Below are 18,338 nucleotides of genomic sequence, written 5' to 3' on the forward strand. Positions count from 1 at the left end.
GTTAGATTTTCGCGCTCGAACGCCCAGGCTTTTTGGTTTGCAACAAATGCGAGAACACCGCATGTAAATCATCCGACGCGCTTTCTTCGTCGAGGTTGAGTTTGCTGTCGATGTGGTTCATGTGATGCATCATCAGATCGACCGCCAGCGTAGCGTTGCGCGCTTCGATCGCGTCGATCAACTGGGTGTGCTCGTCATAGGAACAGTGCGAGCGGTTGCCGCTTTCGTACTGGGCGATGATCAGGGACGTTTGCGACACCAGGCTGCGCTGAAAACTGATCAGCGGGGCATTCCTTGCCGCTTCGGCCAGCTTCAGATGGAATTCACCGGAGAGACGGATACCCGCGCCACGATCACCACGGGAGAAGCTGTCGCGCTCGTCGTTGACCATCTGCCGCAATTCGGCGATCTGCTCGGCCGTGGCATGCTGCACGGCCAGTTCAGTGATGGCCCGCTCCACCAGACGCCGTGCCAGAAACACCTGACGAGCCTCTTCGACGCTCGGGCTGGCAACCACAGCGCCGCGGTTCGGACGCAGCAGTACGACGCCTTCATGGGCCAGACGCGAGAGTGCGCGGCGAATGATAGTGCGACTGACCCCGAAAATTTCCCCCAACGCTTCTTCGCTCAACTTTGTGCCGGGCGCCAGGCGCTGTTCGAGGATGGCCTCGAAAATATGCGCATAGACAATATCGTCCTGGGTGCCGCTGCGGCCGGCTTTGCCTGCTCGCGGTTGTTTCTTGAGGGGTTGCAACTGTTCGTTCATGGGCACTCGAGTCGGGAGAACTGCGGCGAATAGACCGTGACTGTAATACGGCACAGTGGGTCGCTGGCAAGTATCGCGTAAAAAACACGGCGATTGTACACAATGAATGGTGGCAACACGACTGTACGGCTGTTTGTCGCCTCGGCTGTATTGCAACGATTGCTCACATTTGAGTTTAGGCTTAACCACAGAATCCGCCGCTTTGCGCAGGGACTGTGGGAGCAAGGCTGTCGATCGAGTCACCCTCTTTATCAAAACAAGGAAACACTGCAGTCATGAACGACGCTACGCGCACACAGCTTCGTCCTCTCGCCGACACTTCACCGTCAGCCATCGTCGCCGGTTTTATCGCGATGATGACCGGCTACACCAGTTCTCTGGTGTTGATGTTTCAGGCCGGCCAGGCGGCGGGGCTGAGCAGCGGGCAGATTTCTTCGTGGATCTGGGCGATTTCGATTGGCATGGCGGTGTGTTCGATCGGCCTGTCGCTGCGCTATCGCACGCCGATCACCATTGCCTGGTCGACGCCCGGCGCGGCGCTGCTGATCACCAGCCTGGGCGGCGTCAGTTATGGCGAAGCGATTGGCGCCTACATCACCTGCGCGGTACTGGTAACAATTTGCGGCCTGACAGGCAGCTTCGAGCGGCTGGTGAGAAAGATTCCCGCATCGCTGGCGGCCGCGTTGCTGGCAGGGATTCTGTTCAAGATCGGCAGTGAGATCTTCGTCGCCGCGCAGCATCGCACCCCGCTGGTGCTGGGCATGTTTTTCACTTACCTGCTGATCAAGCGGTTGTCGCCCCGCTACGCCGTGCTCGCTGCGCTGCTGATCGGCACCGCGCTGTCGGGATTCATGGGTCTGCTGGATTTCAGCAACTTCCATCTGGAACTGGCGACGCCGGTCTGGACCACGCCGCACTTCTCCCTGGCTGCAACCATCAGCATCGGCATCCCGCTGTTTGTGGTCGCGATGACCTCGCAGAACATGCCCGGCATCGCCGTTCTGCGCGCGGATGGTTACAACGTGCCAGCCTCACCGCTGATCACCACCACCGGTATCGCCTCGTTGCTGTTGGCGCCATTCGGTTCCCACGGGATCAACCTGGCGGCGATCAGCGCGGCCATCTGCACGGGGCCGCATGCCCATGAAGATCGCAACAAACGCTACACGGCGGCGGTCTGGTGCGGGATTTTCTACGGCATCGCCGGGGTGTTCGGTGCGACGCTGGCAGCCTTGTTCGCCGCGTTGCCGAAAGAACTGGTGCTGTCGATCGCGGCGCTGGCCTTGTTCGGCTCGATCATCAATGGCTTGAGCATTGCCATGACCGAGGCGAAGGAACGGGAAGCGGCGTTGATCACCTTTATGGTCACGGCGTCAGGGCTGACGCTGTTCTCCATCGGTTCGGCGTTCTGGGGGATTGTCGCGGGGGTACTGACGCTGGTGATTCTGAATTGGCGCAAGGTCTGAAAAGATCGCAGCCTCGTTGCACTCGACAGCTCCTACAGGGCAAGCGTATTCCAACTGTAGGAGCTGTCGAGTGCAACGAGGCTGCGATCTCTTGATCTTCAGGCATAAAAAAACGGCGACCCTAGGTCGCCGTTCTTTTCACAACATCAAGCTACCGGATTGATCGGCTTTTCCGGGTACCAGACGTCGATCAGCCGGCTGACCGTCGCTTCGGTCAGTTCGCTGCGGCCTTTGAGCCAGGCTTCAACAGCAGCACGCTGCTCTTCGGATACCGAGCCGCGCTTCTGCAGGCAAACCAGACCGAAGTCGTCGCCGCCAACATAACCCAGACCGTTGGCTTCCATGGCTTCTTTCAGGAACGCGTCGAGGAAAGCATCAATGGCTTCATCAGCCAAATCTTCTTTGAAATCCAGGTTCAGCTCGAAACCCAGCTCTTGAAATTCATCGACGCACAGTTTTTTGCGCAGACGCTGGGAACGGTTAGTCGCCATTGGAACAATCCTCATAAGTAATAACGGGCGGCACTTTAGCAGTTTAAGCGGCCAATTGCCCGACTCTCTGGGTGGCGCTGGCGACCGTCGGTAAAAAAATAGCCGATTAGACGACCGGGGCACGGCACAAGCCGACACACCTTGGGGCATAATGCCGACACTTTCATGACCACTGAGGGAATTTTTCAGCATGCCCTCGTCTTTTTCCCCCTCGGCTGTAGGGTTTTATTTCACATGATCAAATCTTTGCGTCCACTGTTACTGGCCGGTTTTCTTCTCCCGCTGGCCTTCACCGTTTCCGCCGCCCCTATCAATACCGGTCTGACGCCCAACGTCGAAAAAGCGCTCAAGGCCAGCAAACTGCAAACCAACGCCCTGTCGCTGGTGATGATCCCGCTCAACGGCCCTGGCACGCCGACCATCTTCAACGCTGACGTTTCGGTCAATCCGGCCTCGACCATGAAACTGGTGACCACGTACGCCGCGCTGGAAATGCTCGGCCCGAACCATCAGTGGAAAACCGAGTTCTACACCGATGGCACCCTCAGCGGCGGCATCCTCAACGGCAACCTGTACCTCAAGGGTGGCGGTGATCCGAAGCTGAACATGGAAAAACTCTGGCTGCTGATGCGCGATCTGCGTGCCAACGGCGTAACGCAGATCACCGGCGATCTGGTGCTCGACCGCAACTTCTTCGTGCAACCGCAACTGCCGGACTTCAATGACGACGGCAATAACGACAACAAACCGTTCCTGGTCAAACCCGATTCGTTGCTGGTCAACCTCAAGGCACTGCGCTTTGTCGCGCGAAATGACAACGGCCGGGTGCTGATTTCAGTCGAGCCGCCGATCGCCACCGTTCGCATCGAAAACCAGGTCAAGGCAGTCAATTCCAAGCAGTGCGCCGGTGGCGTGCGTTACAACCCGGTCAACCAGCCCGACGGCAGCGTCACCGTGACCGTCGGCGGTCAGCTGGGCGATGGCTGCAGCTCACAGACTTACCTGTCGCTGCTTGATCACGCGACCTACACCGCCGGCGCCGTGCGCGCCATCTGGAAAGAACTGGGCGGCAGCATTCAGGGGCGTGATCGACTGGCGACGGTGCCAAGCGGTGCCAAAGTACTCGCGCGAGCTTATTCGCCGGACCTGGCGGAAATCATTCGCGACATCAACAAATACAGCAACAACACCATGGCGCAGCAGTTGTTCCTGAGCCTCGGCCAGCGCTTCCGCACCGACGCGGATGGCGACGATGCCAAGGCAGCGCAGCGCGTAGTGCGTCAGTGGCTAGCGAAGAAAGGCATCACCGCACCCCATTTGGTGATGGAAAACGGCTCCGGCCTGTCCCGCGCCGAGCGTGTGAGTGCGCGTGAAATGGCTGGCATGCTGCAGGCGGCATGGAAGAGTCCTTATTCGGCCGAATTCATCAGCTCGATGCCGATTGCCGGCACCGACGGCACCATGCGCAAGCGTCTGAAACGCACGGCGATGGCCGGGGAAGCTCATGTCAAGACCGGCACCTTGAACACTGTACGGGCGATTGCCGGTTACAGCCGCGACATCAATGGCAATACCTGGGCGGTCGTGGCCATCCTCAACGACAAAGCCCCGTTTGGTGCTTCGTCGGTACTGGATCAGGTCCTGCTCGACCTGTATCGCCAGCCGAAATTGCCGGAAACCGCTTCGGTGCTGTAACGAACACCGATCCCAAAAGGTAGGAGCAAGCTTGCTCGCGATGACGCCGCCACATTCAGCCAATGTGTGACTGACAAATCGCAATCGCGAGCAAGCTTGCTCCTACAGGACCTGCGCATAGGCTGGTTTCATTGCACCTCACCCTCAACCCGATCCCGACCTGCCTGTTTCGCCGCATAAACCCCCGAATCCGCGCGCAGCAGCAAGGCGTCGGCGCCTTCTCCGAGGCGCCAGCTGGCGATCCCGAAACTCGCGGTGACGATCCCGACATCGTCGATGGGTGTGCTGCGCAAGCCTTGCCACAACTCCAGTGCCAATATGCGGGCATGCTCGCCGTCGATGTCCGGGCAGAGCACCATGAACTCTTCGCCGCCCAGACGACAGAACACATCAGTGCGACGCAGGCGATGGCCGATCCGGGCGCAAACAGTCTGCAGCACTTTGTCGCCCACCGCATGGCCGTGTAGATCGTTGATGCGCTTGAAGTGGTCGATGTCGAGCATGATCACCGAGAGCTGACCACCGCCCCGCTCGACCCGGGCCATTTCCGTAGTCAGGCGCTCTTGAAAGTAGCGGCGGTTGTGAATGCCGGTCAGCGAATCAGTGATCGACAGTGCCCTCAACTCCTCTTCCACTCGCTTCAAATCGGAAATGTCCGAAATATATCCGTGCCAGAGTACGCCGCCACCGGGCAGCTCTTCGGGCGTCGCCTCGCCGCGAACCCAGCGCACGCCGCGCTGCGGCAGCTGCACGCGGTATTCCTCGCGCCAAGGGCTGAGCGTTTCCGCCGAAGCGCGAATCGAGGCGCGAACCCGGGTGGAGTCTTGAGGATGGATGCGGGTGAAAATCGCTTCGGCGTTGAGCAGCAGCACGTCGGGCTCCAACTCGTAGATCTCGCGGATGCCGTCGCTGGCGTAGTTCACACTGAATCGCCCGTCGAACTCCATTTTGAATTGATAGATCCCGCCAGGAACATGCGCGCTGAGCTTCTTCAGCAACGAGTCCCGGGCCGCCAGCGCTTCGTGTACGCGCTTGCGTTCGGTGATGTCGATGCAGATGGCCAGGTGGCCGACCCACAAACCTTGCTCGTCGAGCAGCGGCGTCGCCAGCATGTTGACCGTCAAGTGGCTGCCGTCGTGGCGCAACAGCGTCCATTCCCGCGCTTCATGGCCGCCCTCCTCGCCGCCCTCGACCAGCATCGCCTGGCAGGTCGGAATGGGCTTGCCGTAGCGCGCGCTCAGCTCGGCCGAGCGTGCCGTCAGTTCGCGAGGAAAGTGCAGGCTTTCCAGGGTCATGTGCCCGACCACCTCCGCACTCGCGTAACCGAGCATCTGTTCCGCGCCGGCATTGAACGTGCTGATCACACCGCGTAGATCAGTGGCAATGATTGCCACTTGGGTCGCTGCATCCAGCACCCCGCGCAGTTGCCCATGAGTGCCGCGCAACTCCTGCTCGCGGGCGTGCAGTTCCTCGGTGCGCAGGGCAACCAGTTTCAGCGCGCGCTGACGCTGACTCACCAACACGTAGAGCAACGCACTCAGCATCAGACTGAGCAAACCACCCAGCACCACTACGCTGGTCACCGACGAATGATTGGCTTTTAAAAATGCCTCGCTGGGCTGGATGTCCACTTGGTAATCATGATCGGCAAGGCGCAGCAGCCGGGTCGCCGCCAGATCACTGGGCGCCGCACGGTTCGCGGATTCATAGAGGACTTCGTGCTGATCATCGGTGGACAGGTCCAGAATGCGCACAGCGAGGTAATCGCGCGTGGCTTCTGGCAACCCATCCGCAAGCAACTGACGCATGCTGATCACGGCCATCACATAACCGTAAGGTTTGCTTTCGCCGGCATTGATGACCGGCGCCACCAGCAGCACGCCGCGAGCATTAGCGGGTTCGATACTGACCAGATGCATCGGCTGCGACACCGCCATCTGCCCATGCTGGTCGGCCCGTTCCAGCGTGGCACGGCGCAAAGGTTGCGCGAGCAGATCGTAGCCCAGCGGCGCACCGAGTTTGCTTTGAGTTCGGCTGAACAGCACGGGGACATACTCATCGCGGTCTCCGGCCAGTTGCAGTTGGCCGTTGGCGTCCAGCTCGCGAATGCTGAAGCCGGGCAAGCCTTCCTCGCGCATACGCCGCTCCAGCACGGGCCGCTCGGCCTGACTGACGCGCAATGCAAAGGAATACGCCTGAGTGCGGCGCAGCAGCGGCTGGGTATAGCCGTCGAATTCGTCGCGGTCGACATTAACGGAATTGATGAAAAATCGGCGCAGACCATCGAGGCGCTGCTGCTGATCATCAAAACGTTCTTCGATACGGCTGTAACGCTCATTGGCGAGCAGCTGGAAACGTTGCCGTAATTGTTGGTGGAACAGATTCAGCGTCGACCAGGCCAGCAGTCCGGTGAAGAACCCGCCGATCAGCAATACCAGCAGCGCGGCCCGCAGGGCCGAAACATCTTCACTGATAAAACCCAGAATCTTCGGGCGCACGGCGTGCAACGACATAGAGGCAACTCATAACGCCAGGTGCCGGAAAAGCCCATTGGCCATGATTGAGTTATAGCTATTAGCCACTAATTTGACCAGCACAGAAATGGACTGCAGGAGCGTCCACTGGCCGCTCCTGCAGTTCATTGCGGTGTTAACGCGCCATTATTTTCCAGGCCCGATGGATCTTGCCGTTACGGGCGAAATCCGGATCGATGGTCTTGGCCGTGATTTCTTCCACGGCGTAGCGTTCGGTCAGGTTTGGCTCAAGCTCAAATTTGCGGAAGTTGTTGGAGAAGTACAACACGCCACCCGGCGCCAGACGCGCCATGGCCAAGTCGATCAACTGCACCTGATCGCGCTGCACGTCGAAAATCCCTTCCATGCGCTTGGAGTTGGAGAACGTCGGCGGATCGATGAAAATCAGGTCGAACTCATCACGGCAGGCGTCCAGCCAGACCATCACATCGCCCTGCTCCAGACGGTTCTTGTCAGAGAAACCGTTCAACGACAGGTTGCGTCGCGCCCAGTCCAGGTAGGTTTTCGACAGATCGACGCTGGTGGTGCTGCGCGCGCCACCTTTGGCGGCATGCACGCTGGCGGTCGCGGTGTAGCTGTACAGATTGAGGAAGCGCTTGCCCTCTGCTTCCTTCTGAATCCGCAAGCGCATTGGCCGGTGATCGAGGAACAGACCGGTATCGAGGTAATCGGTGAGGTTGACCAGCAGCTTGACGCCACCTTCGTTGACCTCGACAAATTTCCCCTGGGCTGCCTGTCTCTCGTATTGCTTGGTGCCGCTTTGACGTTCGCGGCGCTTGACCACCACGCGGCTCTTGTCGACGTTCAACGCTTGCGGAATCGCAGCCAGGGCATCGAACATGCGCGCCGAAGCTTTTTCCGGATCAATGGATTTTGGCGCGGCGTATTCCTGCACATGGACCCAATCGTGATACAGGTCGATGGCCATCGAGTATTCAGGCATGTCGGCATCGTAGATGCGATAGCAATCGATGCCTTCACGCTTGACCCACTTGCCCAGCGCCTTGAGATTTTTCTGCAAACGGTTGGCAAACATTTGCCCGCCTTCGCTCAAGCGCGGTTGCTCGATCACCACCGGGGCCGGTTTGATCGGGTTGCCGTTCTTGTTGTACTTCTCGTATTTGCCTGGCGCCACATCGTTGTCGGCGACTTCGATTTCGGCCTGCTCACGCTCGACCTGACGCTGTTCCGGGGTGCGACGCTCACCGGTGACAAACTGATCCGGGGTGACCTTGATCAGCAGCAGTTTGCACGGCAGCGCGCCGTTCCAGAATGAATACTGTTTGTGACTGCGGATGCCCATGCGCTTGCCCAGGTCCGGCGCGCCGGTGAAAACGGCGGCTTCCCAGTTAAGGCAGGCCTGACGCAGACGCTCGCCCAGGTTCTGGTAGAGGTAAAGCAAACTCGCTTCATCGCCCAGACGCTCGCCGTACGGCGGGTTGCAGATGACCAGACCTTTCTGGTTCTGGTCCGGACGCGGTTCAAAGGTGCCGACCTCGCCTTGATAGATCTTGATCCACTCGCTCAGGCCGGCACGTTCGACGTTGTTGCGGCCCGGTTGAATCAGGCGCGGATCAGCTTCGTAGCCACGAATCCACAGCGGTGGTCTGGCCAGACCGGCAGCGGCACGCTCAGTGGCTTCTTCGTGAAGCTTTTTCCACAGTGCCGGGACGTGGCCCAGCCAGGCGGTAAAGCCCCACTGCTCGCGACGCAGGTTCGGCGCCATGTCGGCGGCGATCATCGCCGCTTCGACCAGGAACGTGCCGACACCGCACATCGGGTCAGCCAGCGCGCCACCGTCGGCGGCAATGCGCGGCCAGCCCGAGCGAATCAGAATCGCGGCCGCGAGGTTTTCCTTCAACGGCGCAGCGCCCTGCTGCAGACGATAACCGCGCTGGTGCAGGCTGTGGCCGGAAAGGTCGAGAGACAAAATGGCTTCGCCACGGTCCAGACGCAGGTGAATGCGCAGGTCCGGGTTGAGTTTGTCGATGGAAGGACGATCGCCCTGCGGCGTACGCAGTTTGTCGACGATCGCGTCTTTGACCTTCAAGGCGCCAAAGTGCGTGTTGTCGATGCCCGAGCCGTGCCCGCTGAACTCAACGGCCAGGGTGCCGTCGTTGAGCATGTGGTCTTGCCATTCGATGTCGAGCACGCCGTGGTAAAGGTCCTCGGCGTCCTTCATCGGGAAACGCTTGAGCACCAGCAGCACCCGGTTTGCCAGACGCGACCACAGGCACAGACGATAGGCAGTTTCCATGGTGGCCATGCCGCGCACGGCAGAGGTGTGCTCGCGCGCTTCTTCAAGGCCAAGCCCGACGGCTTCCTCGATGAGCAGGCCTTCAAGGCCTTTTGGGCAAGTGAGGAAGAGTTCGAAACGATCGGACATGGTGATTCCAGAGCCTTTGGCTAGTGGACCGGCAACGCATTGCCGGCCCGGTTTTCAATCAGGCGCTTTTCTTGAAGAGCGCCCGCGTGGCACGAAGGTGTGCCGTCCCACCCGTGCTGCTCGGGTCAAATGAGCTTAGATGCACAGGCAGATAAAAAGCGTGATGCAACAAAATCTAATAAGGCGACCCTTCGTCGAATAATACTCGCAGCAACACGAGCGATTCTCGTTAAAGGTTTGAACCTGTCATTTACCGTGGGGGCCGATCATACCGGGGTTTGGCCAATAAACCTGCACCGAACATCATGTTACTTATGGCCATAGCACCTTAACGGTTACGTGCTTATGACAAAACGATCATTCCATCTGTGTGACTCATTGGTTAGAACTCAACACAGGTTGACGTCGCAACGGCGTCAACACCTTGGCTCGCGACGCCGGCAGCGAGCCCCAACGGCAGAGATTTTCTGCCAGACCTCAATTCGAGGTCAACGCGATAAATACAGTCAACAAGTGAGGGCAACACCCTATGAGAAGACTTAAGCGTGATCCGTTGGAAAGAGCATTTTTGCGCGGATATCAATACGGCGTTGGTGGCAAATCCCGTGAGCTTTGCCCATTTACTCTACCGTCGGTACGTCAAGCCTGGATTAACGGCTGGCGAGAAGGACGCGGCGACAACTGGGACGGTATGACCGGCACTGCGGGAATCCACAGACTCAACGAACTTCACGCCGTCGGCTGACACAGGGCTTAACACTCCGACACGACAATCTGATTACGTAACGACTTACCACGCACGCCCCATCCGGGCGGCGGGCTTCGGCCCAAGGGCTCCTTCGAGGAGCCCTTTTTTATGCTTTGGAAACGCGGTCACATGTAGCAGCTGTCGAGCACCGCGAGGCTGCGTCCGGCGGCGACGCCGCCGTGAAACCCGCCAATGCGATCAATCTGATGAACCGTGGGTGCAGAACTTACGACTGCTTCGCAGCCGGACGCAGCCTCGCAAGCTCGGCAGCTGCAGGTCAGCGCAGCGCTGCTATCGCATCCACGGACTCACGAATCAACGCCGGGCCTTTGTAGATGAAGCCGGAATAAATCTGCACCAGGCTCGCACCGGCAGCGATCTTCTCAGCCGCATGCTTGCCTTCGGTAATGCCGCCCACGGCAATGATCGGCAAGCGACCGGCCAATTCTGCGGCCAGCACTTTCACGGTATGCGTGCTCTTCTCGCGCACCGGCGCACCGGACAGACCGCCCGCCTCGTCGCCGTGCTCCATGCCTTCAACGCCGACGCGACTCAGGGTGGTGTTGGTCGCGATCACCGCGTCCATTCCGGTTTCAAGCAGCGCTTGCGCGACCTGTGCGGTTTCCTCGTCGGTCATGTCCGGGGCAATCTTGATAGCCAGCGGTACATGTCTGCCGTGGCGCAGCGCCAGTTCCGCGCGGCGGGTGGCAAGGTCCGCCAGCAGTTGCTTGAGCGAATCGCCGAACTGCAGGCTGCGCAGCCCCGGGGTATTGGGCGAGCTGACGTTGACCGTGACGTAACTGGCGTGGGCGTAAACCTTGTCCAGGCAGATCAGGTAATCATCGACAGCACGTTCGACCGGCGTGTCGAAATTCTTGCCGATGTTGATGCCCAGCACACCTTTGTATTTTGCAGCTGCCACCCGCGCCAGCAAATGATCGACGCCAAGGTTGTTGAAGCCCATGCGGTTGATGATCGCCTCGGCTTCCGGCAGACGGAAAATCCGTGGTTTCGGATTACCCGGCTGCGCACGCGGAGTGATGGTGCCGATTTCGACAAAACCGAAACCCAGTTGCGCGAAACCGTCGATGGCCGCGCCGTTCTTGTCCAGACCGGCCGCCAGCCCCACCGGGTTCGGGAAATCCAGGCCCATTACGGTCACCGGCACTTTCGCTGGCGCCTTGCTGAGCATGCCATTGAGGCCCAAACGCCCGCCCGCGCCAATCAGGTCCAGGGACAGATCGTGGGAGGTTTCCGGGGAGAGTTTGAACAACAGCTGACGGGCCAGGGAGTACATGGGCGGCGTGGTCTCGAGTGCGGCGAAATGAGGCGGCGATTATAGCCGGGCATCACCGTCGTGCGCGAGGCGCGCAGCTAAATCCACCGGCACTGGCATATGCCTTGCACCAGTCACTGCATCAGCACTCATGCCAACGACGGGATGAGTCGAAAGACAATGGCGTCGTCACAAGGCTCGGTTCTCGCGGGAGCCTGGGACGGCGTTTTTTTTGGAAGGTGTTTGCTCATGAAACAAACCACAGCCGGCCCGTTGGCCTGGGTCAACGGCAGCGACGCCCCGGAAAAGACCGAAATCAACCTCGGCTTCATGGCCCTCAGCGACTGCGCCTCGCTGGTGGTCGCAGCCACCCAGGGCTTCGCTCAGCCCTATGGGCTGAGCTTGAATCTCAAGCGCCAGTCGTCCTGGGCCAACCTGCGCGACAAACTGGTCAGTGGCGAACTCGACGCCGCGCACAGCCTGTACGGTTTGATCTACGCGGTGCACCTGGGCATCGGCGGCGTGACCTCCACTGATATGGCCGTGTTGATGGGCCTGAACCAGAACGGCCAGAGCATCAACCTGTCCCATGGCTTGCAAGCGCTGGGCGTGACCGGTCCTGAAGCACTGGAACGACACGTGCACCAAACTCGCCCAAAACTGACCTTCGCCCAGACCTTCCCGACCGGCACCCACGCCATGTGGCTGTATTACTGGCTCGCGAGCCAGGGCATTCATCCACTGCACGATGTCACCAGCGTGGTGGTGCCGCCGCCGCAAATGGTCGCGCACCTGCAGGCCGGGCGCATCGATGGCTTTTGCGTTGGCGAGCCCTGGTCTGCCAGCGCAGTGCAACACAACCTCGGGTTCACCATGGTGACCACGCAGACCCTCTGGCCGGATCATCCGGAGAAGGTGCTGGGTTGTACCCGCGCCTTTGTCGAGCAATACCCCAACACCGCGCGCGCGCTGGTGATGGCGATTCTCGAAGCGAGCCGCTTTATCGAACAAAGCACCGAAAATCGTCGCAGCACTGCGCAGTTGCTGAGCGCGCCGGAGTTCCTCGACGCGCCGCTCGACTGCATCGAACCACGCCTGCTCGGCGATTATGACGACGGTCTCGGCAATCGCTGGCAGGACCCCCACGCGCTGCGCTTCCACGGTAATGGCGAGGTCAATCTGCCTCATCTGTCCGACGGCATGTGGTTCATGACCCAGTTCCGCCGCTGGGGATTATTGCGCGACGATCCGGACTACCTCGCGGTGGCCCGGCACGTGCAGCAACTGGACCTGTACCGGGAGGCCGCCACCGCTGTCGGGGTTGCCGCCAACGTGGCGGACATGCGCAGCAGCCAGTTGATCGACGGCAAAATCTGGGACGGCTCCGACCCCGTCGCGTATGCCCAGAGCTTCAAGCTGCACGCCCTGAGCGACAGCTCCGCCCTTCTCGCCCGCCGCTGACAGGAGATTGCGAACATGCTGCGTATCCTGCTGATCAACGACACTGCGAAAAAAGTCGGGCGCCTGAAAGCGGCGCTGACGGAAGCCGGGTTCGAGGTGATCGACGAGTCCGGCCTGACCATCGACCTGCCCGCGCGCGTCGAAACGGTGCGCCCGGACGTGATTCTGATCGATACCGAGTCACCGAGCCGGGACGTGATGGAGCAAGTGGTGCTGGTTTCCCGCGACCAACCGCGGCCGATCGTAATGTTTACCGACGAGCACGACCCGAATGTGATGCGCCAGGCGATCAAGGCCGGGGTCAGTGCCTACATCGTCGAGGGTATTCACGCACAACGTTTACAGCCGATTCTCGACGTCGCCATGGCACGCTTCGAAAGCGACCAGGCCCTGCGTGCGCAACTGCATGCCCGCGACCAGCAACTGGCCGAGCGCAAGCGAATCGAGCTGGCCAAGGGCATGCTGATGAAGATGAAAGCGTGCAATGAAGAAGAGGCCTACACCCTGATGCGCCGTCAGGCGATGAGTCGCCAGCAGAAGCTGATTCACGTGGCGGAGCAAATTATTGCGATGAGTGAGTTGCTCGGCTGAAGCCGGGTGACACCTGTCAGATCCCTTCGCGAACGATAGCCGCCCCGTAGGAGCCGGCTTGCTGGCGATGCGGGCACCTCGTTGTGTCAGCCATACCCCTTCGATGTTGATCGCCAGCAAGCCGGCTCCTACAGATGGACGACCCGGTTTCAAAGGGTTGGCACAAATCTCGCTATGTAATCACCACAGGTAACCAACGGCGGTTGCCCCACCCACGACAAAGACGTCGCTCACCTTGTTTGCCTCACGGCGAATCGGGTGGCGGCGTTTTTTTGTTTTGGCCCCGCGACACGGGGTCGGTGGTGCGGCCGGGCCGGCGCCCCACTCGCAAGCTCATGACTCTTTTCGAGACGACCAACCGCTGAGGTGCGCGATGAATTCAAGCTTCTGGAAATCCGGCCATACCCCGACCCTGTTCGCAGCCTTTCTCTATTTCGACCTGAGTTTCATGGTCTGGTATCTGCTGGGTCCGATGGCGGTGCAGATCGCCGCCGACTTGCAGTTGACCACCCAACAACGCGGCCTGATGGTCGCCACGCCGATTCTGGCCGGCGCCATACTGCGCTTCATCATGGGCATGCTCGCTGATCGCCTGTCGCCGAAAACCGCCGGGCTGATCGGCCAGGTGATTGTCATCTGCGCCCTGTTCGTCGCCTGGATGCACGGCATTCACAGCTACGAACAAGCGCTGCTGCTGGGGCTGTTCCTCGGCATGGCTGGTGCATCCTTCGCCGTCGCCTTGCCGCTGGCCTCGCAGTGGTATCCGCCGCAGCATCAGGGCAAAGCCATGGGCATTGCCGGTGCCGGCAATTCCGGGACGGTGCTTGCCGCGCTGATCGCCCCGGTGCTGGCGGCCGCGTTCGGCTGGAGCAACGTATTCGGCTTTGCGCTGATCCCGCTGATTGTGACCCTCATCGTCTTCACCTGGCTGGCCAAAAACGCCCCCGAGCGGCCGAAAGCCAAGTCAGTCGCCGACTATTTCAAAGCCTTGGGCGACCGTGACAGCTGGTGGTTCATGTTTTTCTACAGTGTCACCTTCGGCGGTTTCATCGGCCTGGCCAGCGCCCTGCCGGGCTACTTCAACGATCAATACGGGCTGAGCCCGGTCACCGCAGGTTACTACACCGCCGCCTGCGTGTTTGGCGGCAGTCTGATGCGCCCCTTGGGCGGCGCGTTGGCCGACCGCTTCGGCGGCATCCGCACCCTGTTGGCGATGTACACCGTCGCGGCGATCTGCATTGCGGCCGTGGGCTTCAACCTGCCGAGTTCCTACGCGGCACTGGCCCTTTTCGTCTGCACCATGCTGGGTTTGGGTGCGGGTAACGGGGCGGTTTTCCAGCTGGTCCCGCAGCGCTTTCGTCGGGAGATCGGCGTGATGACCGGCCTGATCGGCATGGCCGGCGGCATCGGCGGTTTCGCACTGGCCGCCGGCATGGGCGCGATCAAGCAGAGCACCGGCAGTTATCAACTGGCGTTGTGGTTGTTTGCCAGCCTCGGCGTGCTTGCCTGGTTCGGTCTGCACGGTGTGAAACGTCGCTGGAGAACGACTTGGGGCTCGGCCGCCGTGACGGCGGCGCGGGTCTGAACACTGAATGAGCCTGCAACTGAGTTTCGCCGAAGCCAGCGCCACCGGTCCCCGCGAGGAAAATCAGGACGCCTTGCGCCTGGTGACACCCGCACCGGCGCTGGCAGCGAGCAAAGGTTACCTGTTCGCCATCGCCGACGGCGTCAGCCAGTGTGCCGATGGCGGCCTCGCCGCGCGTTCGACCCTGCAGGCACTGGCGCTGGATTATTACGCCACCCCGGAAACCTGGGGTGTCGCGCAGGCACTGGACCGCTTGCTGCTCGCGCAGAATCGCTGGTTGCAAGCCAACGGCGGTGGCCTACCGCTGCTGACCACGGTCAGCGCTTTGGTGATGCGCGGCAGGCGGTTTACCTTGGCCCACGTCGGCGACTGCAGGGTTTATCGCTGGCACGCTGACCAGTTGCAACGCATCAGCGAAGATCACGTCTGGGATCAACCGGGCATGCAGCACGTGCTGAAACGCGCGCTGGGACTGGATCAACACGTGGTGCTGGATTTTCTCGACGGCGAATTGCGTGTCGATGAAAGTTTCGTGCTGCTCAGCGATGGCATCTGGGCTGTTTTGGGGGATACGGCTATTGCGGCTATTCTGCGCGACCAGCCGGATTTATCCAGCGCCGCCCAGACGCTGGTCAGCGCGGCGCACCTGGCCGGCAGTCAAGACAACGCCAGCGCGTTGTTGGTGCGGGTCGACGCGCTTGGCGAAACCAGCATTGGCGATGCGCTTATTCATCTGCAGCAATGGCCGCTGCCCCCCACGCTGAAACCGGGCCAGATGTTCGAAGGCTGGCAGATTGACGGGGTTCTTGCGCAGAGCCAGCAATCGCTGCTTTATCGAGTGCGCGATACGCAACAGCAATCCTGGTTATTGAAGACGTTACCGGCGGCACTACATGACGATCATCTGGCCGGGCAGGCGTTGCTGTCTGAGGAATGGTTTCTCAAACGCGTGGCCGGGCGGCATTTTCCGGAGGTGCATGCGGCCAGTCAGCGTCAGCATTTGTACTACGTGATGCGCGAATATTCCGGTTCCACCCTCGCGCAGTTGCACGCGCAGGCGGGGCCGTTGCCTTTGGCGCAATGGCAGGACCTGGCTGAGCGCTTGCTGCGGGCGCTGGGCATGCTGCATCGCCGGCAAATTTTGCATCGCGACATCAAACCGGAAAACCTGCTGCTGGGGGACGACGGTGAGTTGCGCCTGCTGGATTTCGGTCTCGCCTACTGCCCCGGCTTGTCCGAAGACCAGGCCTGCGCCCTGCCCGGCACCCCCAGCTACATTGCGCCAGAGGCTTTTCGTGGTGATGCGCCGACTGCGCAGCAGGATTTGTATGCGGTCGGCGTGACCCTGTATTTCCTGCTCACCGGGCATTACCCCTATGGTGAAATCGAAGCTTTTCAGCGTCCGCGATTTGGCCTGCCGGTGAGTCCTGGTCGCTACCGCCCGGACCTGCCGGAATGGCTGGCGCAGAGCCTCGAGCGGGCGGTCGCGGTGGAACCCGGTGCGCGATTCGAAACGGCAGAAGAATGGTTGCTGCTGCTGGAACAGGGCGAGCGACGCAGTTTGAGCGTGCGCCCACGACCGTTGCTGGAGCGCGAGCCGTTGAAGGTCTGGCGGACCATGGCACTGGTTTCGCTGGTGGTGAATCTGGTGCTGCTGGTGTTGATTTTTCGTGGTTGAAAGATCGCAGCCTCGTTGCACTCGACAGCTCCTACACGCCAGCGCCTACAAGCGAATCACGTTTCCCCGTAGGAGCTGTCGAGTGCAACGAGGCTGCGATCTTCTGCCTCAAAACGGGCACCTCGCATTAATTCGGTGCAGCAAAACCCTCCTTCAGCCTGGCAATACCCGCAGATCCGCCGGGCCGCACAACTTGGCACAACCACTGCATTACCCATCCCATCACCCATAAAGCCCAGCCTTCAACGATGAAGGGTGCGCTGCCCGAGAGAACGGGACCAGGACAAAGGCGTCCTCGCTAGGCAACTAGCGGGGCGCCTTTTTTTGTTTGCGCGAAATATGTCGAGCACGACCTGAGCGCCTGATGAGGCCAGTGCAGACTCCCCGGAGAACCTGATGAAAAAATTGAAACTGGTGATGATCGGCAACGGCATGGCCGGGACTCGTACCCTGGAAGAGCTGCTCAAATTGAGCGACGAGCTCTACGACATCACGGTCTTCGGCGCTGAACCGCATGCCAACTACAACCGTATCCTGCTGTCACCCGTGCTGGCCGGCGAGCAAACGTTCGAGGAGATCGTGCTCAACGACCTCGACTGGTACTCCAGGAACAACATCACGCTGCTGCTCAACCGCAACGTGGTGGAAATCGACCGGATCAAACGCCGGGTCATCGCCGACGACGGCACCGAGGCCGAATACGATCGCCTGCTGATCGCCACCGGTTCGACGCCTTTCATCCTGCCGATCCCCGGCAACACCCTGCAGGGCGTGATCGGCTACCGCGATATTGCCGACACCCAGACGATGATCAACACCGCGAAAACGCATCAACACGCGGTGGTCATCGGCGGCGGGCTGCTAGGCCTGGAGGCGGCCAACGGACTGATGCTGCGCGGCATGCACGTCACGGTGGTGCACATCGGCGAATGGCTGCTCGAGCGACAACTCGATAAAACCAGCGGCCAATTGCTGCAAGCCGCCCTGGAAGCTCGCGGCCTGCAGTTTCGCCTGCGTGAACAGACGCTGGCCCTGCACGATGCCGGCAACGGGCGGGTTGGCTCGATTGAGTTCAAGAACGGCGACATCCTTCCCGCCGACCTGGTGGTGATGGCTGCCGGCATCCGTCCGCGCACCGAACTCGCGGAAAAATCCGGCCTGCCGTGCACTCGGGGGATTCTGGTCAACGACACGATGCAAACCTACGACCCACGGATTTACGCAATCGGCGAATGCGCCAGTCACCGTGGCATCGCCTATGGCCTGGTCGCGCCGCTGTTCGAACAGGCCAAGGTGTGCGCCAACCACCTGGCTCAATTGGGATTTGCCACTTACAAGGGCTCGGTGACCTCGACCAAACTAAAGGTTACCGGCATCGACCTGTTCTCCGCCGGCGACTTCATGGGCGGCGAAGGCACCGAGACCATCACCCTCTGCGACCCGATCAGTGGGGTTTATAAAAAACTGGTGATCAAGGATGACGTATTGGTTGGCGCCTGCCTGTATGGCGATACCGCTGATGGCGGCTGGTATCTCCAGAAAATTCGCGAGAACCACGGCATCGGGCCTATTCGCGATCACTTGATGTTTGGCGCCCAATCGATCGTCGCGACCGTTGACGAGGACGATGACCTGGCGCCCGTTCCCCTGCAGGAAGCCAG

The 18,338-nt window shown here is 60.5% G+C and carries 12 protein-coding genes and 1 pseudogene; 8 read left to right on the forward strand and 5 right to left on the reverse strand.

Going from position 1 to position 18,338, the window contains the following annotated elements:
* Position 1: 1 nt before the first annotated feature.
* Positions 2–766, reverse strand: a complete 765-nt coding sequence (locus tag ACYZTS_RS23535) for a GntR family transcriptional regulator (protein ID WP_028621397.1) — start codon at positions 764–766, stop codon at positions 2–4.
* Positions 767–1,041: 275 nt separating this feature from the next.
* On the opposite strand from ACYZTS_RS23535, the gene ACYZTS_RS23540 reads away from it, so the two are divergent.
* Positions 1,042–2,232, forward strand: coding sequence for a benzoate/H(+) symporter BenE family transporter (locus tag ACYZTS_RS23540; protein WP_461992408.1), 1,191 nt, complete (start codon positions 1,042–1,044; stop codon positions 2,230–2,232).
* A gap of 146 nt (positions 2,233–2,378) precedes the next feature.
* Here the strand turns inward: ACYZTS_RS23540 and ACYZTS_RS23545 are convergent, their stop codons facing one another.
* Complete coding sequence (locus tag ACYZTS_RS23545) at positions 2,379–2,723, reverse strand: YggL family protein (protein WP_461992410.1); 345 nt, start codon at positions 2,721–2,723, stop codon at positions 2,379–2,381.
* A 234-nt stretch (positions 2,724–2,957) separates the two neighbouring features.
* On the opposite strand from ACYZTS_RS23545, the gene dacB reads away from it, so the two are divergent.
* Positions 2,958–4,418 carry a D-alanyl-D-alanine carboxypeptidase/D-alanyl-D-alanine endopeptidase gene (dacB, locus tag ACYZTS_RS23550; protein WP_461992412.1) on the forward strand — a complete coding sequence of 487 codons (1,461 nt, stop codon included), beginning with the start codon at positions 2,958–2,960 and terminating at the stop codon, positions 4,416–4,418.
* A gap of 128 nt (positions 4,419–4,546) precedes the next feature.
* On the opposite strand, the gene ACYZTS_RS23555 is transcribed toward dacB, so the two are convergent.
* Together ACYZTS_RS23555 and rlmKL are read right to left on the reverse strand one after the other, a co-directional pair.
* Positions 4,547–6,931 (reverse strand): sensor domain-containing diguanylate cyclase, encoded by a 2,385-nt coding sequence (locus ACYZTS_RS23555; RefSeq protein WP_461992414.1) that lies wholly within the window; start codon positions 6,929–6,931, stop codon positions 4,547–4,549.
* Between the two features lie 136 nt (positions 6,932–7,067).
* Positions 7,068–9,338 (reverse strand): bifunctional 23S rRNA (guanine(2069)-N(7))-methyltransferase RlmK/23S rRNA (guanine(2445)-N(2))-methyltransferase RlmL, encoded by a 2,271-nt coding sequence (gene rlmKL, locus ACYZTS_RS23560; RefSeq protein ID WP_461992416.1) that lies wholly within the window; start codon positions 9,336–9,338, stop codon positions 7,068–7,070.
* 529 nt (positions 9,339–9,867) lie between these two features.
* On the opposite strand from rlmKL, the gene rmf reads away from it, so the two are divergent.
* The gene (gene rmf, locus ACYZTS_RS23565) at positions 9,868–10,083 is read left to right on the forward strand and encodes a ribosome modulation factor (protein WP_003223300.1); all 216 of its coding nucleotides are present in this window, start codon (positions 9,868–9,870) and stop codon (positions 10,081–10,083) included.
* A gap of 280 nt (positions 10,084–10,363) precedes the next feature.
* Here the strand turns inward: rmf and ACYZTS_RS23570 are convergent, their stop codons facing one another.
* On the reverse strand, positions 10,364–11,383 hold the full coding sequence (locus ACYZTS_RS23570; protein WP_461992418.1) for a quinone-dependent dihydroorotate dehydrogenase: 1,020 nt from the start codon (positions 11,381–11,383) through the stop codon (positions 10,364–10,366).
* Between the two features lie 228 nt (positions 11,384–11,611).
* Between ACYZTS_RS23570 and ACYZTS_RS23575 the strand changes: the two genes are divergently transcribed.
* From ACYZTS_RS23575 to ACYZTS_RS23595, 5 genes and pseudogenes are all read left to right on the forward strand, one after another.
* On the forward strand, positions 11,612–12,823 hold the full coding sequence (locus ACYZTS_RS23575; RefSeq protein WP_461992419.1) for a CmpA/NrtA family ABC transporter substrate-binding protein: 1,212 nt from the start codon (positions 11,612–11,614) through the stop codon (positions 12,821–12,823).
* A 15-nt stretch (positions 12,824–12,838) separates the two neighbouring features.
* Positions 12,839–13,414 carry an ANTAR domain-containing response regulator gene (locus ACYZTS_RS23580; protein ID WP_461992421.1) on the forward strand — a complete coding sequence of 192 codons (576 nt, stop codon included), beginning with the start codon at positions 12,839–12,841 and terminating at the stop codon, positions 13,412–13,414.
* A gap of 373 nt (positions 13,415–13,787) precedes the next feature.
* Positions 13,788–14,999: a nitrate/nitrite transporter gene (locus tag ACYZTS_RS23585; RefSeq protein WP_461992422.1), complete on the forward strand. Its 1,212-nt coding sequence runs from the start codon at positions 13,788–13,790 to the stop codon at positions 14,997–14,999.
* Positions 15,000–15,006: 7 nt separating this feature from the next.
* A complete protein-coding gene (locus tag ACYZTS_RS23590; protein ID WP_461992424.1) occupies positions 15,007–16,677 on the forward strand; it encodes a protein kinase domain-containing protein in 1,671 nt (556 codons plus the stop codon).
* Positions 16,678–17,073: 396 nt separating this feature from the next.
* A pseudogene (locus ACYZTS_RS23595) lies at positions 17,074–18,282 on the forward strand (NAD(P)/FAD-dependent oxidoreductase); the annotation flags it as partial.
* Positions 18,283–18,338 lie beyond the last annotated feature (56 nt).

The sequence above is a fragment of the Pseudomonas sp. TMB3-21 genome, assembly GCF_054898145.1.